This is a genomic window from Xenorhabdus sp. XBWT, from assembly GCF_059072735.1.
The window spans coordinates 1,142,896-1,167,483 of record NZ_CM180990.1; the positions used below are offsets into that span (position 1 = coordinate 1,142,896).

The following is a 24,588-nucleotide window of genomic DNA, read 5'->3' on the forward strand; positions in this document are numbered from 1 at the left end:
TGAAAACTGACGAGAGAAGAGCGGATGGCGCAGAAATCAGCACGTTCAAAAGTTGAGCGGTTCAGGAAAGAATTTATCACTCATGCCCGAAAAGCTGGCGGGAGTTTTGCCACGGTCGCTGACCGGGAGCGCATTGCCCGGCAGTTCCTCGACTATTTGAAAAACAACGGCATTCAACTCAGGCAAATGGATAGCCTCAAGGCGAAATATATTGAGCGCTATATTGCTCAGCGTAAGACTGACCATATCAGTCACAGGACATTGCAAAATGAGATGTCAGCACTGAGAGCGATTTTAGCGCAGGCCGGAAAACTTAAGTTGGCCGCACCGGATAATCCGCGTCTGAGCAACCGGGCACTCGGTATTGCGGATATGAGCCGCAAGGGCACGAAGGCCGCGCTGACACCGACAGCATTCAGAGAAATTTTTCAGCAGGTCGAGCAAAAAGATCGGGGCGTGGCCGCCGTGATGCAGCTGGCGTATGAACTGGGACTGCGGACCAAAGAAGCGGTGGAAGCCTACAAATCTTTAGCCACCTGGAAAAAAGCGCTGGAAAACGGTCATACCTCCGTGCGGGTGGTGTTTGGCACCAAAGGCGGGCGGCCGAGGCAGACGGTTATACTGGATCGGGAGGCGCTGCAACAGGCTATTGACTATGCGGAGCGAGCAAAGGCAGAACGCAGTGGAAAGTTGATTAATAAGCCCACGCTTCATCAGGCGATAGACCGTTACCGTTACGTGGTCAGACGCGCCGGACTGGTGGGTAAGCTGGCGCCACACAGCATGCGTTACCATTTTGCCCGGCAATCTGGCGCGTATTATAAAGCTCAGGGTTTCAGTGAGCGGGAAGTGCTGGCACTGGTGTCAATGGATTTAGGGCATGGCGATGGGCGGGGACGTTATATCCGGCAGGTGTATTACCCGAATATTGAGGATGAAAAATAAATTGTATTGGCACATACGAGACCACATGATTTGCTAATGAGAATATGAACAAACCAACCTTGACACTTAGCCAATTATTCACAAATTATCTCTATACGAAATAAACTTGAAGATAAATGAATATAACTCACTTCTGACATAAATTAGTTAGGGAAATTATGCTTTGAACCTTTTAATAATTAAGGAGCTATGGGTAACGTTTTACCATTTGCTGCAATCGATTGTGAGACCAAACGGTGTATGGTGGACAGTTCGCTTTAGTATCACTATAGTGACAAACTGTTTATATTAATAAAATCAATTCATTATGTTAATAGTGAGAAACTGAAGGTTTGCATAATTTCAATCTATTGTATGAAAAATGTTCTCATTAGAATGAGTAGTACGATTGTAATATAGACACCCCAGGACAATGATTTCCATTTGGAAATCATTGTCCTGGGGTGTTATAGTCTTCACGACATGTTAACTATATGAGATGAATAACAGTGAAAAAATCAGAAAATATACTAACTGATAATTATCTAGATCAGCGTGTTTCACCTGACCAAAAAGGTGAACTAGGATTTAAGCTTGTTCTAGTATTGGGAATGTTGAGTGCCATAGGGGCACTTTCAACCGACATGTATCTTCCTTTGTTTCCCGCAATGTCACACGCACTAATGACGACTCAGACTGGTGTTCAATTAAGTCTAACCTCATTTATGGCTGGTCTGGCAATAGGGCAGTTAGTTATTGGTCCATGGTCAGATATTATTGGTAGGAGAAACCTTTTATTAGGTGGTATGGTTTTGCTGACTTTAGCATCAATTGCTTGTTCATTATCGTCAGATATTGAGATGTTAATTATTAGTCGTTTTTTTCAAGGAGCTGGTGGCGCATCAGGTATTGTTCTGACACGAGCCATTGTCTCTGATCTCAGCTTTGGTAACAAAGCTGCCTATTATTTCAATTTAATGTTAGCAATTCAAGGTGTTGCGCCTATAATTGCGCCATTAATGGGAGGAGTTGCGGCTTATTTTCCGTGGCAGATTCTATTTGTAACTATGGCGGTTATTTCACTGATACTTACCATTCTAACATTCGTTTATGTGCCGGAAAGCTTACCACATAAATTAATATCCGATGGGAATAAAAATAGCCTAGTTAAGCAGTTTCTAAAATTGTTCAGAAACAGAGTCTATATGGGATATACGTTAGTATTCTCTTCTGCTTTTGGATCTCTGTTTGCCTACATTTCAGCATCACCTTTTATATACCAGTCCATGTTTAAATTCACTCCTGTATTTTTTTCTCTTGTGTTTGCGATTAATGCTGGAATTATGTTGATCAGCAGTATATTGTGCGCCCGCTGGGTTGAACGATTTGGTGCCAAAATGCTTGTTATAAGTGGTGTAGTAACGACTTTTTTCTTGGCTTGTTTGCTACTGATTGTAAATTATCTCAGTGTCTATCAACTTGAGTTAACAACAGCAATTTTCATGATGCTAATGTTTACAATGGCGCTAATTTTTGGTAATGCAGCTAGTTTGGCATTAACAGCAGTTCCCGATATCAGAGGGGCTGGGTCTGCGGTTCTTGGTGCTCTTCAGTTTGGAGCAGCTTCTTTAACGGCATTTTTAACTGGTCTTGGCAAGTCTGTGTCGCTGTTTCCTGTATCTATTGTGTTAATCGGATGTGGAATTATTGCACTCTTTTCCCTAAGGTTAGTAAGAGTAAGGAGATAAGTGAAATAAGAATCATGAACAATACACTATTAAAATTAGTGGTGTGAGGAAAAGTTCGCAACGTTACCCTTTAATTTAAATTGTTTAATTGCCTGCCCCTTTTTAGAGTGGTTTTTGATTAGTCTAAAACTCTGATCTTGGAACAGGCTTTTAGTTCAATTTATTGTTTAATTACTAAGTTTCTGTATATGAGTGCCTATAGCATTATCAATCATCCAGTCGTAAATAGAAAATGCATCTGTGGTTAAAAAAGATTCATTATGAAACTGTATTGATGCCACATTATTAGATTTCAATGCAATAATTTCACTTTCACCTAATCGTTCAAGATAAACCAATCGATTATATTTTGGTGTGAACCAATGAGGTAATTTGTGCATCGCAGAAAAACTATTATAAAATCCTACGTGAGAGTCTAAATTGTCAATGGCTATTTTATACTGAGTTCCTTGCCGTGTGTTTGAAAGTTGTTTGATAGGTAAACCAAATTCAGTACAAATAAGTTGATGTCCCAGACAAGTGCCAATTAGTGGTAAATTCTGTTTTAAACGTTCTGCGATAAGTGTTCGCCCTGTTACCATCTTACTACTACTAGTAGTATTCGGATCTCCCGGTCCTGGCCCAATAAATAAAATATCTGTTTTACCTGAATTCATTAATTGTGGTAAATTAGTATCAGATTCGAACCATGGAACGATTGTTACATCATGACCGATAAAACGTAGTTGATAGGCAAGCATTTCAGTAAATGAATCTTCCATATCTATGATTGTAATGGAAGGAAGGTTATAGGTTTCCAATGCTATTTTTTTCTGGTTTCCTAACCAGAAAGAAGATACTTTATTATTCCTTTGTTGTAATATTTCGGTTACATTATTCAACATATATTCAGATAATTGGACCTTACTAGTAGAGTTAATACTTTTTGTTTCAGCAAAAAAAGAATGCATTAAACCACTTAATTTTGCTTTAGTTTCTTCAGCTTCATTTTTTGGGTTTGAGTCACGAACAATCGTTGCTCCTGATGTTAAGCGGAAATGTCCATTTTTTGTTATATCAGCAGCTCGGATTAAGATTGAAGAATCCAAGTAGCGTTGATTATTATTAACACCAATCATTCCAATAATACCACTATAATATCCACGGCCACGACTTTCTCTGCGCTTAATGACTTGAGAAGCATTCTCTACTGGACTTCCTGTTACAGTTGGCGCGAAAAAAGATTCTTTCAGGATAGATTTAATTGCTTGTGATGTTGAGCCTCGGATAAAATATTCCGTATGTGCAACTCTAGACATCATCTTTAATTGAGGGCCAGTAACTGTAATATCACCATCACATATGCGGCTCATCATTTTCAACTCTTCATCAACGACCATGAACAGTTCATTTTGTTCTTTTTTGTTGTTAACGAAGTCATATAAAGCTTTTTCCACCTCTTTTTCTGGATATTTTAACGTCCCGCTTATAGGATTCATTGCTACACTTTTACCATCCACTAAAATATGTTGTTCTGGGCTGCTACCGATAATATAACGGTCTCCAGTATAAATAATCCATGTCCAGTAAGATCCAGATTCATTTATTAGTAATTTATTAAATAATGAGAGTGCATCTTTTAATGAAAAATTATCAATATTACCTTCTAAATTTCTCGATATAACAAAATTACTACCTTCCCCAGCACTAATCTCATCGTTGATTACACTTTCTACTATCCTACTGTAATTTTTATCATCGATATCAAAGTATATATCATTTGCTTTTATTGGTTTGCTACTTTCGACAAAACCCCAGTCATTTACTTGATAATTCTCTTGTTTTTCTATTTTCATGATAATGACTGGTTCATTATCGTCGTGGCATGAAAAACCTTTTTCGGAAATTTGATTGAATGGAATAATAATTAATTGAGAAACACTCAGATTTTCAGAAGAGCCAGTACCTATTGGAAAAAAATCATCTGTTTTCAATGAACTAGTTGGTTCCAATGAAATTGGGTCTAATGAAGAAAATGAATGACTGTATCTTATTTCACCTTCTAGAAATAAAAAAGTATCTTTAGAATCAGATAATGGACGATAAATACATGCAAAGGGTTTGTTCTTTTCTATTAATCGATGAAAGAGATTTTTTGCATTATCTGATTGTAATTCTCCCTGCGATAATTCTTTCAGTAACATTATTTCCCCTTATAATTATCCTTGTCAGGTTTTTTATTTTATACGCAATAAACTGAAATTGATTTTTAGTTATTAATTTAAAAATCAAACCAGCACCTTGAAGTTAAATGAGTATATCTAACGTATTATTTTCTTAGATTTGCAATTATTTGTTCCGTCGATGTCACTACAGAGCATATTTCTGCAGCTATCTTCAATGCTAGATGATGTTTTTCTTCTGAAAAATCTGCTACAGAATCTGATACAAAGAAAGTTTCGATATCATATGAATAAGCATCAATAGCGGTAGTCAGACACCCTATATGGGCATACACTCCACAAATGATTAGCTGGCTGCGGTTCAAATCCCTTAAATGACATAATAGATTAGATTTAAAGAACGCGCTGTAACGCCATTTAGTCAATATGATTTCATCTTTAATGGGAGCCAGAAGGGGAATAATTTCTCGATGCTCATCTATTGCTTTCATACCTTCACCCCATATACTTTTTAATAATCCTCGTTGTTCTGGAGTCATACTGCCAGGTTGAGCGGTATAAAATACAGGAATATTAAGGATTCTGGCAGTATTTAGCAGTATATAAATATTACTGATAACACCATTTATTGGGCTTACTTCGGCTTCAAAAAAATCCACAAAGTATTTTTGCATGTCATGGATTAATAAAGCTGCTCTATTTTTATTTGGAAGCCAATTTGCTGTTGATCTAGGTAAATCAGTATATTTAGGTAATGGATACGATAATATATTTTTCATGTTGTGTCTCTATCTCTATTTACAGTCTATTAACAGTTACCCAATGCAGCTCCACCATCCACTAATAAAGTCGACAATGTAGTTTGGCTGGATTCTTCACTAAGATAGAAACAAACAGCTGCAGCAATTTCGTCTGATGTGGCAATCTTGCGTAGCGGTATACCAATGCGAAATTGCTCTTGATTGCCATGCAATGTATGGTTTTTATCGTTTTCATTTTTCCACATATTGCGTAGCATCGGTGTATCTGTTGAGCCGGGAGCTACGACATTGCATCGGATTCCAGATGAAGCAACCTCTAACCCAAGAGCATATGTAAAGGCTTGGGCTGCGGCTTTTGAGGCGCAGTATGCTGCCATCATTGTCCGAGGTACTCGTGCAGCATTTGAAGCAATCGTCACAATGCTACCTTTTTTCTGTTCCATCATATAACTGACTGCGGTTTTGCTGACATTGAACACACCTGTCGCATTAACATCAAAGATACGATTCCATACATCAATATCGGTATTTTCAACAGAACCATGGTGTAATAAGCCAGCACCATTCACTAAATAACCTATTGGCCCAAGTTGTTTTTTGATTGCAAGGAATGCACTGCTAATTTGTTTAGGTTTAGTAATGTCAATAGGAAAACCGAGAATAGATTGATGATATTCATGGTTAAGTTTATTGACTAGAGATTGCAACTTGTCTGCTTGGTTATCAATGAGTGCTAAAGTTACTCCTTCTATCGCCAATTTTTTGGCGAGAGCTTCTCCGATGCCACCGCAAGCGCCGGTAATTACAGCAACATATTTTTTGTCAAATATCATAATGATTCCTGATTAGCTACCCATTGTTTGATAAGTTCGATTGCCTGTATTTTATTCAATCTAGGATCGCATACTATGTTTGATAATTCGGATTCTTTAGGATTGAAACCGCAACCGAAACATTCACCGATATCTTCAGCCGTTGTTTCTAAATGAATACCTGCACAGCAAGCATGGTGCTTAGCTAACTGGTTTTGAAAACTTCTGATTTCTTGCATCATCTCCTCAAAAATTCGTTGTTTATTTCCATTCTTTGTTTTTGTTGTATTTCCATGCATGGGATCACACATCCAAAGCACAGGAATATTAGTCTTTAATACAGCATCAATGAGAGGGCTGAGTTTATGAATATGTTTGTGTCCAAAGCGAGTGATGAATGTGAGTCGTCCAGGGATTTTGTGAGGATTGAGTTTTTTGCATAATCCAGTTATTAAATCAGGAGAAACTTTATCGCTAATTTTACATGCAACTGGATTATTTATGTTTGCTAACATCTCAACATGGGGACTATTTAAATCAAGGGTACGGATGCCAACCCAAGGCCAATGGGTACTTCCAAGATATTGCTGTCCACTAGGAGTAACTCTTAACTGAGAATATTCGTAGTCCAATAATAGCGCTTCATGGCTTGTCCAAACTTGCAAATTCATATCTACTCTACTGCGAATGTAATCATTAATAGTAGACAAAGTTTGTGAAGCTGCGTGATAACCAATTAACATTCGTTGGGGGTCATTTATTCTGGCATCAGGAATAGGTTCTGGGCTATTTACACAATCGCCACGCCATACTGGTAACGTTGTATTTTGATATCGTTCAATTGCATTAGAACGAGGTTTTGCATATTGACCCGCAATACGGCCGACTGTAATTACTGGTTTATTAAGCAAGGTAGAAAGAATGTCTGATAAAGTATGTAAAAAATCTATTTTTGGAGCAACGGACTGTTGATTGCATTCTACAACCCGTTCAGCGCAATCACCTATTTGGATTATTATAGCTTTGCCTAGCCAAACTTTTTCCAATTGATTATAAAAATGTGGTAAATCTTTATGTTCAATTAATGGTGGTAATTTCAGTAATTCTTCTTTTATGGAAGATAATGTTTCTAACTTGTTCCAAGTTGGTTGTTGCCATAGAGAACTAGTAGTTTCTAATGTGTTCATTCGACTAAAGCTCACTTATAATGAGTGGTAAATGAATAATTCATGACTTATAACCTGTTATCTATTAATAAATAGAAAATTCATATAATACCTATCAAGTAAATTAAATAACAATAAATAAACCATTGATTGAATTAAAATCAAAGTGGTGATTGTGTATTAATTGTTTTTTAGAATGGGAGTTATTCACTCATTTGTATTATTTCCTCGCACTAGTAATTGCGATTATTTATATCTATAGTCATCAATTAGATGTTGTTAATCATCCATAAATTACCTATATTTTGTCAACTGAAAAATAAGGATTTTATATTAAATTATATAACTTATTGTTTTTGTTTGATTAAACGTCTAGCTAGCTATAGAATTTGAAATTTTATTTTATTTTTAAAATCATTTGACTGGTTTTAGGATGACATTGTAGACTTTTCTGCGCTAATATTTTGGGTGATAAAGATAGATTCAAACTAATGCATATTTTTAATAACGAATTTTAAATATATATCAAAGAGTTATTTAATGTAATGTTATTTTCTTGGGTTTATAGTTAATATAAGGAATTTTCTTGCATGATTGAAAAAAAAACAGAGCAATTTCGGACTATACGTACTATACCAAGTGTTTTAAATGAAATAGTAAATAAATATTCTAATAAAGTAGCGTTAATATTTAAATCGGAAAAACTGACATACCGTGATCTTTGGGAGCGGTCAGCGAAAATAGCATTTATTTTACAAAAAAAAGGAATAAAAAAGGGAGATAAAGTAGTAATTAATATAGAGCGGAGTGTTGAATTATATATAGTTTTGTTATCGATAATTAGATTGGGAGCTATTATTGTTCCATTAAATACTATTTTTAATAGTAATGGATATAAACAATACATAGAAAGTTGTATCAAAAATGTTGATGCTAGCTTACTGATTTCAAATATTGATTTTTTTGAACTATCCGAATGTAAAAAAAATAACTCTCAATTAGTTACCTCAAAAGTAAACTGTGCATCTATCTCTGTAGACGGCCTTTTTTCTCAAGCGTGTGATTTAGATTACATACCAAAAGAAATTGAAACCTTATCCGAAACATTAGTTGCCACAGATCCGGTGATGATATTGTTAACATCAGGTTCAACAGGTAATCCTAAAAGTGTGGTTATCCGTCATTGTGGGTTAACTCGTCTTGCAATTCCTATAAGTCAGTTGGACAATACGGACAATGATCGTTATTTACAACTTGCAGATCCATCATTTGCTGCAAGTGCAAATGAAATTTGGATAAGTCTTCTGACCGGAGCTACACTTGTTGTCTATCCAAAAGTTATTCCTGATTTAGAAAAAATAGATGAGATAATTAATGATCAGAGTATTTCTATTCTTTTCTTGTCAGGTGGATTATTCCGGCTATTTGTAGAAATATCTCCTGATACTTTATATAAACCTAATTGTGTTATTGTTTCAGGTGATTTTGTTAATCCAAGATTATTTTCAATAGTAGCTAAAGTAGGTAAGAGCCGCATATTCAATGGGATGGGATGTACTGAAAATTCAGCACTTACTTCTGTTTATCAAGTGTTACCAAATGAAAATCTTGATGCTGATTCTCCTGTTCCTGTAGGTTACCCATTGCCTCTCGTCAATATGGTAGTGCTGGATGATAATTTAGAAGTTTGTGATCCAGATATCTCTGGAGAGCTTTATATTAGTGGGGCAGGGCTTGCGGAAGGGTATTCAGATTCTGAGTTAACCAATGAGCATTTTGTTTGGCTAGACATTAATGGTAATTACGATCGTTATTATTGTACTAATGACAGAGCTAAAAGAGATAAATTCGGTAATATCACACTATTGGGGCGAAGTAACCATATGTGTAAAATTCGTGGTTTCAGAGTCGAAATAACAGGAGTAGAACATGTACTGCGTTCACATCCTCATATAGAAGATGTAATTGTGACTATAGAGCAGACAAATAATGAACCTTTGCTACATGCTTGCTATCTCAGCAAGTCAGGTTCGTTATCCTACACTGATCTTCATGGATTTCTTAATTCAAGAATGCCATCATACATGATTCCAGAACGGTTTACACATGTTAGTTCTTTACCAACGAATAAAAATGGTAAACGAGATCGAATTCAAATGGCTCAGTCTATTGTTGATGGAATGAAACAACAGCCAATAGAAATAGATAACACAATATCAAAAATTCTTTCAATATGGGAGGAAATTACGGGTCATAAAAACCTTAATCCAGCCTCTTCTTTTTGGAAACAGGGAGCAAATTCCCTTCACTTAATAAAATTAGCATCTCTTGTAAGTAAAACGCTTGATATTCACATTTCATCCTCCGATGTATTTTCAGTAGATAGTATTGAAGAACTCGTGGCTCAGTTTGAAAAAAATGATTTTGGGAGAAAAAATGGATAATGAATCATTGAATCAAGCAGTAAAAAATACATTGGATAATTGCTTGGTTGATAATTTAGGTAATCATACTTCTGAGTTGATTAATAGTAAATATGCACTAAGCACACAAGGGCAAAAAGGATTATGGCTACTTAATCAGGTTATTAGCCACCCCGAAAGTTACAACGTACCATTATTAATTGAGATAGGGACTCAATTAGATTTAAATTTAGTGGAAAAAGCAGTTAACCAATTTGTTGAAGTTACTCCCATTTTACGTACTCATTTTATATTTTATCAAGATCTACTTTATCAAGTAATAAAACAGCCTTATTATATTAATATTGTTCATGAAATTATTTCCGATGAAAATACTCCGGAGGGAATTATTCAACGAATGGCATCAAAGAAATATGATTTGGGAAATGGGCCGTTATTCGATATTTGTTTGATAACAGGTGAATCAAAACGATGTTGGTTGGCATGTTGTTTTCACCATATTATTATTGATGCATCTTCGGTAACTATTTTTATAAAGAATATTCTCGAACGTTATGAATGTTTAGTTAAACAAAGACAATTTCATTATATTAAAACTAGTTGTGATTATCTAGAATTCACACAATGGCAAAAAAAACAATTAGCTAAACCTGAAACTTCCATCATGAAAGACTATTGGAGAGAAGTCCTTACTCCATCTCCACCAATGGTAGACCTTCCAACTGATTATCCCAGAAAAGAGTGTAATGGAGCAAAAGCAGCTTATTGTCAATTGAAACTTAGTCATGAAGATATATTGAAAATATCTGAGCTAGCAGGAAATATTGCAATGACTCCTTTCATGTATATGACTATGTGCTGGCAGTTTCTGTTGTATCGTTTGTCTGGTCAAAAAGATATTACAATTGGCATTCCTTTTGCGTTGCGGGATAACAGTGAATTTGAGGGAACTGTAGGATATTTGGTTAATACACTGCCATTCAGATCTCATATAGATTCAGATAGCACGGTAAATAAATTAGCAATGTCAGTTCGTAACCAGTTTATACAGGCGCATTTTAATAAGCAATTACCATTTGCTGATATTGTAGCAGAGACAGGACAAAGTTTTGGCCTAAATAATCCTATTTTTCAGACATTACTTGTAAATCTTACTAGTATTAATGATGCATTTCGGGATTTCTCTTATCCTGTAAATGTTACTGAACAGTATATGCAATCTGCTAAATATGATTTAACTCTGTTTGTCGAAACGGGAACGTCTTACCATTTTATTATGGAGTTTAATGCTGAGCTATTTGCAGACAGTACAATTCAATATTGGCTCGAACTATATAGACAAACAGCCTTATGTATGGGGGAATGGAGCGACAAAGCTTTAGGTGAAGTTGAAATACTTACTCAAGATGAACAGTTATCGATAGTTAATCGTTCCAGTAATCCGCACATTAGCATTAATAATAAATGTGTTGTTGATGAGATAGAAAGATATGTCAGAATTCATCCTAACAATATTGCACTAATAACACGTTACGGTCATTGGTCGTATAGATGGTTAGATCACCGGGCCAACCAACTAGCTGAATTCATGTATATAAATTACTCCATCAGTGTTGGTTCACGAGTAGGTTTATTACTAAACCGAAATGAAGATTCTATTGCAGCTTTGCTGGCTGTTTTGAAAACGGGAGCGTCTTATGTTCCAATTGATCCAGGTTACCCTCAAGAACGTATTGAGTATATGCTTAGGGATGCAGCAGTAGATTGTATTATTACCATAAGTGAGTTTGTTACCACTTTATCTGCGACGACCAATAAAATGGTGTTAGATGAAATTTTATTTACATGCAACACTAGCTGGCAATCAGCAAAACGGAAACCAGAAGATGAATTATATATTATATACACTTCCGGCTCAACAGGACAACCTAAAGGAGTGCGCTTACTGAACAAGACATTGTCTAATCTTCTTGAATGGCAGAAAGGGATTACCATTTGTGGTGAAGGTGACTGTACACTGCATTATATGTCTTTGTCTTTCGATGTTTCTGTACAAGAAATATTCGGAACATTATGTACTGGAGGAAAATTATATATTGCAGATGAAGAGGAACGTAAGGATTTACATTATTTACAAAATGTCATTGAGTTAAATGACATTCGCCGAGCATATTTCCCATATGTGGCACTTCAACAGTTGGCACAATTAATATTCACGAGTAAAGTTTTACTACCGATGCTTGATGAAGTCTATTCAACGGGTGAACAGCTTGTTCTTACCTCTGATATTAAATATATGTTTAATGCCAACCGAAGGTTGATTAATCTCTATGGCCCTTCAGAGAGTCATGTCTGTTCTGCTTATGTTATGCCGGAAGATAAATCTTTATGGGGAGATAGTGCGTCAATAGGGTATCCATTACCCGGGTTTACAATGCTTGTATTAGATGAACATAGACGCATGGTTCCAGCTGGTGTTGCCGGAGAACTTTGGATTATCAGTAATTTTCTCTCTCCTGGCTATCATAATAAAGATTATGAAACTCAAGCTCGATTTTTAATTGAAAACAAGCCAGGTGCACTTAGCTCACATGCTTATAAATCTGGAGATTTAATAAAGCTAAATCCTAATGATTTATTTATATATCTTGGTCGTCTAGATAATCAATTAAAAATTCGGGGATTCAGAATTGAACCATCAGAAATAGAAGCAGTTATAAATTCATTAGATGGAGTAAAAGTATCCGCTGTTATTGGAAAGGATGTTTCCGCAGGCAACAAAATGTTAGTGGCTTTCATTATCGCCACTATCCCACTAGAGCGAGTTGAAATACTAACTAAATTACGTAACTATCTACCGGATTATATGATTCCAAGTGAGTTTGTATTTCTGTCTTATCTTCCAACTACTCCTAGCGGTAAAATTGATCGGAAATCTCTCTATGAAATTGAAATAAATAAGATTTCTAATAACATTAGAGAAGATAAAATTGAAGAAACTCTAACTTCAACTGAAAAGACAGTTAAATTACTTTGGAAAAAATTTTTTCCAAATGTAACTATTAAACAGGAAGATAATTTCTTCGATATTGGGGGACATTCACTATTAGCAACACAGCTAGTGTATTTGCTACGTAAACAATTTAATGTTGATTTTCCTCTCAAATTGTTATTCAGCACTCCTACATTGCGCGATATGGCAACCTCAGTTGATATTTATCTGAACAATAATGAAAAAAAATTAGATAATGAAGGAGAAGGTGCATTTATTTCCGATGCCTTCATACAGCATGATTGGATGCATACGAGACAATTAAATTCATCAAAAAATATTAATGTATTACTCACTGGAGCTACTGGTTTTTTAGGTATCTACTTACTTCGTGCTTTACTGCAACAATTCACCTGTAAAATAATTTGTTTAGTCAGAGCTACAGATAGTAGTACAGGCCTGAACCGAATAATAAAGAATGCACATATTTATGGTATCGGTCATGACATCGATTTTTCACGTATTGAAGTTGTGGTTGGGGATGTTGCTAAGGAAAGGTTTGATTTAACTGAGCAAGAGTATCAGTCATTATCAGAAAGAGTATCTAAAATATATCATGCTGCTGCCCATATTAATTTTATTCTTCCGTACAGTTCTGTTAAAGAAGTTAATGTTGATGGTATATTAGAAATCATTAATTTTTGTTCTCATTATGAGCGGAAGAAGCTTGAATATATATCTACGATTGCCGTATTTCCTCCGGACTATCCTAAACAGCCAATAACAGAAGAAAGTCTTCCAAATCACCCGAATTCACTATCTATCGGTTATACCCAAAGTAAGTGGGTAGCAGAGCAATATGTACAGCAGGCTAGATGTCAAGGTGTTGATATCAATATTTATCGGATAGGGCGTATATCAGGCGATAGTGTCACTGGTGCATGTCAAGAAGAAGATTTTTTATGGCGTCAAATTAAAAGCTTTATTCAAATGGGAATCGCACCATACCCTGAATTACTAAGGACTGATCTATTGCCTGTTGATTTCGTCAGCAAAGCTATTGTGGCATTATCAGTATCTAATAAGATACATGGTCATCAAAATTTCCATTTATTTCACCCAAAAGGTACTGATTTTACACCTATATACCTAGCTATTAGACAGAAAGGGCATGATATAAAAACTACTTCTGAATCAGATTGGTTAGAAAAGCTCGAAAAAATGGTACTCGAGGGCGATGACGTAGCTTTAGGTTCACTAATCCATCTTTTTAAAGAGAATGCATTAAATATTGGTAATAATATTTATAACAATCAAAGTACCCATGAAGCTATTAAATCATTAGGACTTGATTTTCCAGAGATTAATGTGAAAACTTTCGAAAAATTACTTTCTTATTTTATGGATAAAAAAATTATATAGCTATATAAATTTTAGTGTACATTAACATGTTAAATACTAAGGAGAAATGATGTTTGAAGTTGTATTCGATGAATATATAAAAGCAGTTTTGGATAAATCACCAGAAAAGCTTACTTCTCTATTTTCTGATGATGGTATTCTTAAATTACCATTTCGTACCAGTCGAGACATAATTGAGGGGCAGTCACAGATACTTGAGCATTATTCAACAAGTTTTGGTCAGGCGCCTCTGATCTTTACATCTGTTCAGGATATAGAACTATATTCTACACAGAATTCCGATACTTTTATTGTTGAATACCAATTGAATGGTAAAACATTACCGCATAGAAAAGATTTTTATTGTTTATATATTAATGTATTTAAATTAAATAATGGTAAAATTAAAGAATTACATGATTATGAGGATGTTCTTAACCGAGATGCTATTTTCATTGATTCTTAATAATAACTCTAATTCTGCTTAAGCCGCTGCGGGGAAATCGTCATCTGAGTAGAAAATCTTTGGTGACGGTTTCTTTTCTTTAAGGCAGTCAGCAATCAATCCACATAAAACGGTCAACTGAAATCCTTCTATACTTCGGTGACGAGAATGCTCTATTTGAGAAATGAGTTTCAATTGACCATTAATGGTTTCGATGATAAACCTCTTTAATAACATAATCCTATTCCACTCTGCCTGCACTTGTGCTTTCATGTTCCGGAGCTTCCTTGTGATGAAAGTGATCCCGTTTTGGGCTAAATCATCCGCCAGTGTTTTGCTGAGATAACCTTTGTCACCGTAAAGAGGTAAGCGTACGGGGAACCCCACCTAGCCAGGATAAATCCATTGATTAAAATAGTTTCACCTATTCTGATGATGGAAAAAACTCACATGAGCCAATCCAGGTTTACTCAAGCCGAGTGGCGGGACCTGTTTGAACAGCAGAAAAAATCCGAACTGACGGTCCCGCAGTTTTGCCAAAAAATCGGTGTGTCGACCACCCGGTTCTATCACCACCGCCAACGCACCTCCCATCCACCGGAAAAGCCGTCTGGGCTGGCTTCACCGTCTGCTTTTATTAACGTCAGCACCGCTCAGAAAAAATCCGCCTCATCCAGCCCACTCCCCATCTTATTTGAGACACCACAGGGCACACTGCGTTTTCCTGCCGGCACGGATAAGCATGTTATCATTGCGATTATTCGGGGGCTCGCCGCATGAAAATGTTTGTGGATGTGCCGGAGGTGTATTTGTGCCGCTCATTTATCGACTTCCGAAAATCCATCAACGGGCTGGCGGTCTGGGTAGAGCTGGAAATGCAACTGTCGCCGACGCAAACCGCGTTATTCCTCTTTTGCAACAAGAAGCGGGATAAACTCAAAATCCTCTACTGGGATAAAACCGGGTTTGCGCTCTGGTACAAACGGCTGGAGAACGCGAAATTCAAATGGCCCACCGCCGTCAACAGTGCCTCCCTGACCCTGACAGAGCAGCAACTGCACGGGTTGTTATCGGGTTATGAGGTCATCGGGCACCAGCCCTTCTCCGTCCAGGATTGCCATGTCGCCTGATCCCTTGATGATCATCAAACCAACGGGCATTAATTACGCTTTTTCGCCGGGGATGGCATAAAATGTCCCCATGAAAATTGATATTGATGCCCTGCCCAATGACCCCGCTGAACTGAAACGGCTGCTGATTAAGCAGTCGCAGCGGCTGGCCTTTTTGGAAGAGCAGTTCCGTTTAGCCCAACAAAAACGGTTTGGGGCTTCCTCGGAAGCGTTCCCCGGCCAGGGGGAGTTGTTTAACGAAGCGGAAGAAATTGCGCTGCCGGCTGAAACGGCCGCCGCACAGGAAACCCTCACACTTCCCCGCCGTAAGCCGACACGCAACCCCCTGCCCAAAGATTTACCGCGCGAAACCGTGTTCCATGATATCGCCGAGGAAGAAAAACAGTGTGCGTGCTGTGGCGGCAGGTTGCATCAGATGGGGGCAGATCGCAGTGAAAAACTGTTGTTCATTCCCGCTCAAATCAGGGTGGTTGAGCATGTCCGCCCCAAATACGCCTGCCGTGAATGTGAAAAATCCGGCATTCAGACGCCTGTCAAACAAGCCTCCCTGCCAGCGATGCCCATCAAGAAAGGCATGGCGACCAGCAGCCTGCTCAGCCAGCTTATCACCAGTAAATATCAGTATGGGTTACCGCTGTACCGTCAGGAAAGTGTGTTCAAACAGTATGGCATTGACCTCAGCCGCCAGACCCAGAGTGACTGGATAGTAAAATCCGCGCAGTTGTTTGCGCCTTTGGTGACCAGGTTCAGGGAAACGCTGTTGCAACAACCGGTTCTCCATGCGGATGAAACCCCGGTGAAGGGGGTGACGTCTGAAAAAACGACAAATTACATGTGGGTCTATTGTGTGGGCACTGATACCCCCGAACCGGCGGCGCTCACACCGAATATTGTGCTGTATGACCACCAGGCCAGCCGTTCAGGCACCTGCGCTGCTGACTATCTCGCCGGTTTTCAAGGTTATCTGCAGGTGGATGGCTATCAAGGCTATGAGCAGACCGGTGCCCGGCTGGTCGGTTGCATGGCCCATGCCCGTCGTAAATTTATGGAAGCGAAGCAGGCGCAGGGAAAAAACAAAACGGGCAAAGCCGATATCACGCTGAGCCTGATCCAGTCACTGTACCGGGTTGAGCATCAGATCAAGGGGTTAAGCCCGGCCGAAAAATACCGGATCCGCCAGGAAAAAGCGCTTCCTATCTGGGATAAGTTATCGGCCTGGCTGGTTAAAACCCAATCTCAGGTGATCCCCAAAAGCAAGCTGGGTGAGGCCGTGACTTACCTGAGTAATCAATGGCCCAAACTGATCCGCTATCGGGAGGATGGTCGTTTGTCGATCGACAATAACCGGGCAGAAAGGGCGATCAAACCGTTTGTCATCGGGCGAAAGGCGTGGCTGTTCAGCCATACCCCGCGCGGTGCGCAGGCGAGTGCGATCCTCTACAGTGTCATTGAAACGGCCAAAGCCAATGGCCTGATCCCCTTCGATTATGTCATGACCTGTTTGGATGAGTTATGCCAGCCCGCCCCGGATCTGGAAAAACTGCTGCCATGGAAAAAGCAAGGTGGGGTTTAGTTGACGCTTACGTTCTATCTGACTGATTTTACTTATTTATATTGCTTATTGTGTGCTTTTTCATCATGTTAAAGCAAAAAAGCCGTGAGGGTTAAAAATGGTCAAGTTGGGCGGCCATTTCACGCTCAGGGCTTTATATTAAAATTTATCATTTTTACGAAGTCGATCACAAATTAAAGCGGGTTATTCCTGTGTCTTATCGCGGACTTTCCTTTCTAATAATTCTCCGCTATGAGGATCGAAATAACGGCTGGGCCAGATCTCTGAGGGATGGATACCAAGATAATCCGCAACGATCCATTCGCCTTTCGGCCACGGACGACTTAATACGTTTGCCAGTGTAGAAGAACTCAGTCCCGCTTCACGGGAGACAGTCGCTAAGGTAGTACCGCGTTTGCGTAGTGCGGCGATAATGTCGGCTTGATGCCAGTCATTTCTAACGTTGTTATTCATTCCTGCTACCCCTTCCATTAATTCATCATTGATGGTGGTGATTCAAGGCAGGGTTAGCAGACTGGGTTCACACCAGCGAGGCCGAAGCCTCCCCTGCCTGAACCACCATTGAAAAGGTAAGCGCAGGCGCACTGGCAGAAACATCCTACCAGTGTCAGTGAACACAAGGCTGCTAAACCTTGACCATTAGATTTTGCTAATGGCGGGAATACTTTAACGGATTGTTTTATCTAACTCAATAACCGAACTGCTAAGTTGAACGGGTATAAACCCGTTTAGCATAATACCGGTGTATTTCAAGCTCAGTTGCCCCCTGCGTGACCAAACTGATAGTTAAACCATTTGGTTGGTCAAGGCGCGGTGAATCCTGTCCTCAGTCATCGGACAAACTCAGGGGAGAATACGGACGGCTAAATCAATCTTTGTTGTTTATTATCGTTCGTGATCGCTTTTCTATCCGTATTTCCCCTGTATTTTCAGATCATTTTTTATTTATTTCGAAACATTCCCTGCGTGTCGGTTCAGGTTCACCATTCCGTGGTACGTCAGATAATGTGTAGCAGGGTGAGGTTGCGTTGAGTTTTTGCAGGAGTTCGCTACGTGCTGAACACGGCGATGGAGTACTCCCCGTTCAGAAGCCTGATAGCTCAGGCTGAACGCCTCATTAATCGTGACGTGGTGTGATGTCTCCTTTTTTACTGCATCGGCCTGTTGCAAGGCAGTGGGTGAAAAATAAACGGAATAAGTCGGTAAGAGGTGAAAAAGTGCCTGTGAAAGCGCTGTCACCCAGTAATACAGGGTTCAAATCGGTCGAAAAGCCAGTCTGGTTGTGCTCTGGACGTTTGCCGCCCGGCGGCGTCACTTGGTAATCGCGCAGCTCTTACGCAAGTGACGCCGCGCAGTGTTCGGAACGTTTATCGTGTGTTAATCAAAACGTGGATGAAGATCGTGCAGGGGTAAATTTAACGGTGAACGTCGCAGGAATACTGCTCTGCGTGAGTGATAAGCCAGTTAATCAAGAAACCGGGTAACTTTCATCGCTGGACGGAGGGTTGTTGTCCAGCGATATCTGCTTCCAAAAGTGCGCAGATGTACCGCAATATTTGCTCTCCCTTGCAGGCTACGAGAGTTTCATTTCGCCACCCGAAGGCGATCCTGACAGGCGATGGATCATTGTTGTAGAAAAAGATATTAACGGTCAGGCCGGATGGAGTCAAACTGTGGCTATCCTGTCACCAGGGCAATCGCATCTAAAATTCATTGACAATGGTTTAATTTCATGTCGTTATGCAGCTTTTAAATCCATCCTTATGTCCTCTGTCAGCCCTTTGTTACAGCATTTTGCCTCACTTGAAGATCCCCGAGTTCAACGAACTCAGTTGCATAGTTTGGAAAATATCCTGACTATCGCCATCTGCGCTGTGATTTGTGGCGCTGAAGGTTGGGTCGAAATTGAAGAGTTTGGCGAATCTAAACAGGATTTCTTTACCCAACTGCTTGATCTCACTAATGGCATTCCCTCTCACGATACCTTTGGTCGTGTCTTTGCTGCACTTGATGCGCAGGCTTTTGCCGACTGTTTCACCTCCTGGATATCTACGCTGCCACAAGGAGTTGATCAGGATATCATCGCTATTGATGGCAAAACCATGCGCCGGTCACTCGATAAAGCCAACGGCAAGGCGGCAATCCATCTGGTCAGCGCCTTTGCCTGTACCAATCGCTTAGTTCTGGGACAAGTGAAAGTGGAGAGTAAATCCAATGAAATCACCGCTATTCCTGAGTTACTTCGACGATTGGTTTTGTCTGGAAGTCTGGTGACTATCGATGCCATGGGATGCCAGAAAGCGATTGCTCATCAATTACATGAAGCGGGCGCGGATTACGTACTGAGCCTGAAAGAAAATCATCCCGGCCTGTATAATGATGTCAGCCATTATTTCGATTATGTCTCATCCCAACCGGAGCGCCTGAGCGAATATGAAGACGTGGATGCCGGACATGGCCGCATTGAGCGACGCACAGTACAAATGACCCATGTTGATTGGTTGCCGGAAAAGGCGTGCTGGTGTGGTTTACACAGCATAATACGGGTGATCCGCGAACGCTATGTAGGAAATGAAGTGAGCCGGGAGAGCTGTTATTTTATCAGCACTTTACGTCCGACAGAGGCTCAACGGGCAGCGACAGCGATCCGCAGTCACTGGCAAATAGAAACGCAACTCCATTGGTGTCTGGATATTGCTTTTAATGAAGATCAGCAGCGGATGCGGGAAGGCAATGCAGCCGCCAATATGGCATTACTCAATAAAATCGCGTTGAATTTACTGCGCTTAGCTCCCACCAAAGCGGGAATTAAAGCACGCCGTAAACGGGCTGGTTGGGATGGTGAATATCTACTTACAGTACTGGGCAAAGCGCATCAAATTTAGATGCGATTGCCTTGATCCTGTCACCCTTATTTTTTCCTGAATTCCCGTGCAAATTCGGCCAACAGGCCGATATTCCACCAAAACCAGACAAAAATTGGATTTAATCGGTTAATTAATTTCACTGATGAATGTGTACAATTATAGACCTGACATCTTCTATTCATTCAGCACTATTCCGATCCCTGACGGGTAAAAATGTAAGTGAAATTCAATGAAGAACAACAAGGAATCACTGTACCTGCAAGAACGCGCCTACCTGCGGGAGCTGGCTCAGCGCGTGGCAAAAGAATCCCCCCATTTAACCGATTTTCTGGCAACGGCCCATGATCCCGATATACAACGCCTTTTCGAAGCGTTTTCTCTGCTGATTGCCCGCTTACGGGATAAGCTGGAGGATGATTTCCCCGAAATTAACCGAATTTTCGGCTAAACCACCTTGTGCCATCCTCGCACAGCAAGAGGAAAACTGGGTTATCACCGGAGCAGAGGAAGCATAATGGAATCGACTAATTGGAAAAGCTGGTTGTCACATCAGGACAGAGGGGAGTGTTATTTTCTGGTCAATAGTCTGGCGGAACCGAACCCGGTTCAGACCTTTTACCTTAATGGCTGGACAGAGCAGGCATTTCCGCTCTACAGCGGTACGCCGATGAATGCCATGTTGGAACAAAGCCCGTGGTTGATTCAACCCAAAACCAAGTGCCTGCCGGAACTGGCTTTACTGCTGGATAAACACGCATTCAGTGATACCAGTTGGGGGTGGGGCTATCGCAGTACGTTACCGTGGTCATTTCAGTTAGAGCACTGGCGGTTGCATCAGCAGGTTTTGCTGCGCGGGCAGGTGATGGTGTTACGTCTGATGGATAACCGTATTTTCACCCCCCTGTTGCCAGCGTTACAGTCCGGCGATTGGCGTGAACTTTTAACCCCGGTCAATGAGCTGATGATCGATACGCCCGAACCGGTTTGCTATTACCGGCCGGAAAACTGCTCTCAGGTATTAACAAAGAATTTATTTGTGCTGGGTGATCACCTGATTGAAGCCCGTTACTCAACCGATACCGCCCTCAAAAATATGGCCTACTCCTTAAGTTGTCAGCTTTGGGAGGAAAACTCCGAATTGGCGCTGACACTGGATGAACCGGAAGGGCAATTGCAAAAAAACCTTGAGGCGTGGCTGAAGCAGGCGAGAGATGAAAGACAGAACCTGAATAAGCTCACTGTTGAACACTTTATTACCGAAATCAATTAAGGAAGAAAAAATGAGTCGGTTAGAACAGCAGGATTGCATTGATTGCCAAAAGATACTGAAACACTGGGTTGAATTTCAATTAGTTGATGAAGAAGGTAAGCCACTATCAGGAATGCCTTATACATTGAAAAGCCGGGGGAATAAAAGCATTGTGCGAACGGGTACCACGGATGGAAACGGTCTATTACGTGAAGAAGATCTTCCCCCCATGCCAGTGATATTTACTGTTTCAGCACAGCCTCTTGCCGATGAAATCGTTAAACGAACACCTCGCCAGCAAACGGGAGAAGCACATTCCCCGGTTAAGCCAACGGCTATATTGGACGGGCATGAATACCAATATATTACATTGGGTATGGTGAGTGATGGATACCCTAAGATTAGAGGCTGGCAGGAAGAGGAATTGAAATCATCCGAACACTTTAAAAATTCGACATTAAAAGGTTTCAGCACCTCGCAACTTAAACGACGGCATGTGTTGGAAATTCAGGTGATTGAAAGTGGGATTAATTTGACGATTGGCGTCTTTTTTGATGGCACTGGGAACAATGTGGATAATACCAATGAGCGTCTTTGTACCACAACAAGGAATGGGGTTGCTCCAGAACAACCTAATGATTCCGACTGCTCATTCAACAAATATGGAGCGCCCGGTGATGTGTGGCGGCTAAGTTACGATAACTATTATACCAATGTGGTTTTCTTATATGAAATATATAGTAAAAATGAAATTAATGAAGGGAATCATCAGATTAAAGTGTATATTGACGGTGTTGGTACCAAGGCAGGTGAATCTGACAGTGTCGTTGGATATGGAACAGGAAGAGGCGATACGGGAGTTGTCACTAAAACGGATATTGGAATACAAAAAATAAAAAGTGAACTTGCGGAATTTTTGAAAGAAACAAAGGATAATATCCGATCACTCCAGTTCGATATTATTGGTTTTAGTCGAGGGGCTGCATCATCCCGTCATTTTGCTAACCGTGTTTTGAAACAAGATGGTGATTTATTAAATGTATTTAATGAGTGCTTTGCTAATCATCGTTATCTGGCGAAGTCACGTTATCCTACCGGTAAAACCCGCTTTTTAGGTATTTATGATACAGTTACTGCAATTGCTGAAATGAATAATCTGCTCAATCCCCATAATTCTTCTGTGACGGGATCCGCGAATATATTTTTATCTCCTGATATTGCAAAAAGTGTTTTCCATATTACTGCACAGAATGAATGCCGTTATAATTTCTCTTTAAACAGTGTAAAACCTCACTGGCCTGAACTTGAACTACCCGGTGCACATGCGGATGTTGGTGGCGGATATGAGCCTGTGGGTGATGAAAATATATGTATCACTCGACCGAAGATGATGCAAGTATCAGGGATTGGAGTACCGCCAGATAGTCATCTTCATGTTTATAAAAATGCTCAAAAAGAGTTGGCTCAGTTAAAAAAATCCCCGACCATTGGCTCCTTAGTCACAGATGAAAATGTTAAGCTCATCACATGGCGCGATGACAGTTCAGAATATTCCAGACGATCGGATTCAACCAATGTGGTGGCAGCGGCAGTGCTTACTCGTACTATCAAAAATGATTGGTCTAAAGTGGGTATGCGGGTAATGCAAGATGCCGCCCAAGAAGCGGGGCTGGTTTTTGATGAACCAAGAGATAGTGATGGTGATTATCAACTTCCGGCGGAGCTTCAGGCTATAACAGAAAAAGCGATTGCTCAGGGGCGGGCTATCAGGCAGGGACAGAAACCTGAGCCTTTTACTCAGGAAGAACTGACGTTAATATGGTCTAAATACACTCACTTTTCAGCCAACTGGAACAATACAAAAACAAAAGATAATACAACGCAAGGGGATATTTTACCGGCGGAAATTGCTTATGCGAATCGTCCTAATAGTAATTGGCTTAGAACTATTTTTGATAATAATGGCAAGGATATTTCAGAATGAGAAATAAAAAAACATTAGCTTTGTTACTTTGCTCAGGAATGATATTGGGATTAACTGCTTGTCACTCTTATCCGTCAGGAAAGCGGGTAGTGACTTATAAACCCATTGTGCGCAATAGCGAACCGCTGCCTTATGAGAAGTGGAGATTCCAATTTATTACCCCAAAATATTCTCCTGTCAGTATTAGTTTTGTCCAGTTTTTGGATGAAGATAATTATATTGTGCAAAAATTTATGCCTGATGGCGCTAATTCAGATTATAGAAGTGTGAATTCGTGGAGTAAGAAATTAGGAGGGGGGGCTAGTGGGATTAAAAACCATGGTGAAGCCTTGCCTCTCTCGTTGACAGTCTGCTGGGATTCAGTGATTGATAAAAAATCTTATCAGACGCTATTTAAATTCACACCAGCTGTAAGACAGCTGATGCGCGAACCTGCTTTCTATCCCGGCTATGAGAAACAACCACCAGACTATCGAGAGCGAATTTTTATTGGTCTGGCTCCCGCTGGAACTGCACGCGCTTGGTTGCGGGGTATTGATAAAAACAACGGCGATAATATCTTAGTGGCCACGGGTGAATCGGTTTCCGGTGATAACATGACGATTTGCCGGGATAAAACAAAGCATCCTAATGGCTATGGCGAATATTCCGAAAATATCAAAAACTTTATCAAAGGGAAAAAATACCCTTACGGAGAGTGGTAAAAGACCACTTTGAATTTTTGCTTCGCTTGATAGTGAGACGCTAATTTTTGGGGCATCACTGACGCGCTCCGCTTGTCTTCTCCGTGTAACCGGGCTAATACATTAACCCAATTACACGGAGATCTAAAAAACTCCTGCCAGAAAAAAGAGTAATTCCTCACCAGTTCCTCATTTTTCTCCTCACTTTTTATTTTCCTCACTGCAAAAACAGGTGAGGAATTGAGATTTTTTTATCCTTAAAAATCAA

At 39.8% G+C, this 24,588-nt stretch carries 20 protein-coding genes and 1 pseudogene; 15 read left to right on the plus strand and 6 right to left on the minus strand.

From position 1 onward, the window contains the following. The first annotated feature begins 24 nt into the window (after window positions 1-24). Both AC5JQI_RS05150 and AC5JQI_RS05155 read left to right on the plus strand, forming a co-directional pair. Entirely contained in the window at window positions 25-945 is a 921-nt protein-coding gene (locus AC5JQI_RS05150; protein ID WP_493913940.1) for an integrase domain-containing protein, read from the plus strand. 488 nt (window positions 946-1,433) lie between these two features. Then, a complete protein-coding gene (locus AC5JQI_RS05155; protein ID WP_493913941.1) occupies window positions 1,434-2,672 on the plus strand; it encodes a multidrug effflux MFS transporter in 1,239 nt (412 codons plus the stop codon). Between the two features lie 167 nt (window positions 2,673-2,839). Here AC5JQI_RS05155 and AC5JQI_RS05160 read toward each other — a convergent pair whose 3' ends face one another. From AC5JQI_RS05160 to AC5JQI_RS05175, 4 genes are all read right to left on the minus strand, one after another. Continuing rightward, the gene (locus AC5JQI_RS05160) at window positions 2,840-4,855 is read right to left on the minus strand and encodes a chorismate-binding protein (RefSeq protein WP_493913942.1); all 2,016 of its coding nucleotides are present in this window, start codon (window positions 4,853-4,855) and stop codon (window positions 2,840-2,842) included. Window positions 4,856-4,980: 125 nt separating this feature from the next. Continuing rightward, complete coding sequence (locus AC5JQI_RS05165) at window positions 4,981-5,613, minus strand: isochorismatase family protein (RefSeq protein WP_493913943.1); 633 nt, start codon at window positions 5,611-5,613, stop codon at window positions 4,981-4,983. A gap of 29 nt (window positions 5,614-5,642) precedes the next feature. Continuing rightward, on the minus strand, window positions 5,643-6,428 hold the full coding sequence (locus AC5JQI_RS05170; protein WP_493913944.1) for a 2,3-dihydro-2,3-dihydroxybenzoate dehydrogenase: 786 nt from the start codon (window positions 6,426-6,428) through the stop codon (window positions 5,643-5,645). Next, a complete protein-coding gene (locus tag AC5JQI_RS05175; protein ID WP_493913945.1) occupies window positions 6,425-7,594 on the minus strand; it encodes a 3-deoxy-7-phosphoheptulonate synthase in 1,170 nt (389 codons plus the stop codon). Before AC5JQI_RS05175 ends, AC5JQI_RS05170 begins: the two co-directional genes overlap by 4 nt. A 569-nt stretch (window positions 7,595-8,163) precedes the next feature. Between AC5JQI_RS05175 and AC5JQI_RS05180 the strand changes: the two genes are divergently transcribed. From AC5JQI_RS05180 to AC5JQI_RS05190, 3 genes are read left to right on the plus strand one after another with little or no spacing between them, the layout of a single operon-like run. Beyond that, window positions 8,164-10,017, plus strand: a complete 1,854-nt coding sequence (locus AC5JQI_RS05180) for an AMP-binding protein (RefSeq protein WP_493913946.1) — start codon at window positions 8,164-8,166, stop codon at window positions 10,015-10,017. Further along, on the plus strand, window positions 10,010-14,410 hold the full coding sequence (locus tag AC5JQI_RS05185; protein ID WP_493913947.1) for a non-ribosomal peptide synthetase family protein: 4,401 nt from the start codon (window positions 10,010-10,012) through the stop codon (window positions 14,408-14,410). Before AC5JQI_RS05180 ends, AC5JQI_RS05185 begins: the two co-directional genes overlap by 8 nt. A gap of 46 nt (window positions 14,411-14,456) precedes the next feature. Then, window positions 14,457-14,855: a nuclear transport factor 2 family protein gene (locus AC5JQI_RS05190; RefSeq protein ID WP_493913948.1), complete on the plus strand. Its 399-nt coding sequence runs from the start codon at window positions 14,457-14,459 to the stop codon at window positions 14,853-14,855. Between the two features lie 18 nt (window positions 14,856-14,873). Here the strand turns inward: AC5JQI_RS05190 and AC5JQI_RS05195 are convergent. Next, window positions 14,874-15,197 (minus strand): annotated as a pseudogene (locus AC5JQI_RS05195) (transposase); the annotation flags it as partial. Window positions 15,198-15,284: 87 nt separating this feature from the next. Here AC5JQI_RS05195 and tnpA point away from each other — a divergent pair. The 3 genes from tnpA to tnpC all read left to right on the plus strand — a co-directional run bounded on the left by tnpA (window position 15,285) and on the right by tnpC (window position 17,537). Beyond that, on the plus strand, window positions 15,285-15,614 hold the full coding sequence (gene tnpA / locus AC5JQI_RS05200) for an IS66 family insertion sequence element accessory protein TnpA (RefSeq protein WP_493912782.1): 330 nt from the start codon (window positions 15,285-15,287) through the stop codon (window positions 15,612-15,614). Continuing rightward, a complete protein-coding gene (tnpB, locus tag AC5JQI_RS05205; RefSeq protein WP_275358884.1) occupies window positions 15,611-15,964 on the plus strand; it encodes an IS66 family insertion sequence element accessory protein TnpB in 354 nt (117 codons plus the stop codon). The genes tnpA and tnpB overlap by 4 nt, the downstream gene beginning before the upstream one ends. 70 nt (window positions 15,965-16,034) lie before the next feature. Beyond that, the gene (tnpC, locus tag AC5JQI_RS05210) at window positions 16,035-17,537 is read left to right on the plus strand and encodes an IS66 family transposase (RefSeq protein ID WP_493913949.1); all 1,503 of its coding nucleotides are present in this window, start codon (window positions 16,035-16,037) and stop codon (window positions 17,535-17,537) included. Window positions 17,538-17,720: 183 nt separating this feature from the next. Here the strand turns inward: tnpC and AC5JQI_RS05215 are convergent, their stop codons facing one another. After that, window positions 17,721-17,990: a helix-turn-helix domain-containing protein gene (locus tag AC5JQI_RS05215; protein WP_493913950.1), complete on the minus strand. Its 270-nt coding sequence runs from the start codon at window positions 17,988-17,990 to the stop codon at window positions 17,721-17,723. Window positions 17,991-18,307: 317 nt separating this feature from the next. Here AC5JQI_RS05215 and AC5JQI_RS05220 point away from each other — a divergent pair, with 317 nt between their 5' ends. The 7 genes from AC5JQI_RS05220 to AC5JQI_RS05250 all read left to right on the plus strand — a co-directional run bounded on the left by AC5JQI_RS05220 (window position 18,308) and on the right by AC5JQI_RS05250 (window position 24,341). Continuing rightward, complete coding sequence (locus AC5JQI_RS05220) at window positions 18,308-18,550, plus strand: hypothetical protein (RefSeq protein WP_013185109.1); 243 nt, start codon at window positions 18,308-18,310, stop codon at window positions 18,548-18,550. Between the two features lie 123 nt (window positions 18,551-18,673). Beyond that, window positions 18,674-18,859 carry a hypothetical protein gene (locus AC5JQI_RS05225; protein ID WP_162781333.1) on the plus strand — a complete coding sequence of 62 codons (186 nt, stop codon included), beginning with the start codon at window positions 18,674-18,676 and terminating at the stop codon, window positions 18,857-18,859. Window positions 18,860-19,045: 186 nt separating this feature from the next. Next, a complete protein-coding gene (locus AC5JQI_RS05230) occupies window positions 19,046-20,422 on the plus strand; it encodes an ISAs1 family transposase (protein WP_493913951.1) in 1,377 nt (458 codons plus the stop codon). A gap of 211 nt (window positions 20,423-20,633) precedes the next feature. Further along, window positions 20,634-20,852, plus strand: a complete 219-nt coding sequence (locus AC5JQI_RS05235) for a type VI secretion system baseplate subunit TssF (protein WP_493913952.1) — start codon at window positions 20,634-20,636, stop codon at window positions 20,850-20,852. Between the two features lie 66 nt (window positions 20,853-20,918). Then, window positions 20,919-21,674 (plus strand): DUF4123 domain-containing protein, encoded by a 756-nt coding sequence (locus tag AC5JQI_RS05240; protein ID WP_493913953.1) that lies wholly within the window; start codon window positions 20,919-20,921, stop codon window positions 21,672-21,674. 10 nt (window positions 21,675-21,684) lie between these two features. Further along, window positions 21,685-23,637 (plus strand): phospholipase effector Tle1 domain-containing protein, encoded by a 1,953-nt coding sequence (locus tag AC5JQI_RS05245; protein WP_493913954.1) that lies wholly within the window; start codon window positions 21,685-21,687, stop codon window positions 23,635-23,637. After that, entirely contained in the window at window positions 23,634-24,341 is a 708-nt protein-coding gene (locus AC5JQI_RS05250) for a DUF2931 family protein (RefSeq protein WP_493913955.1), read from the plus strand. Before AC5JQI_RS05245 ends, AC5JQI_RS05250 begins: the two co-directional genes overlap by 4 nt. Window positions 24,342-24,588: the final 247 nt, after the last annotated feature.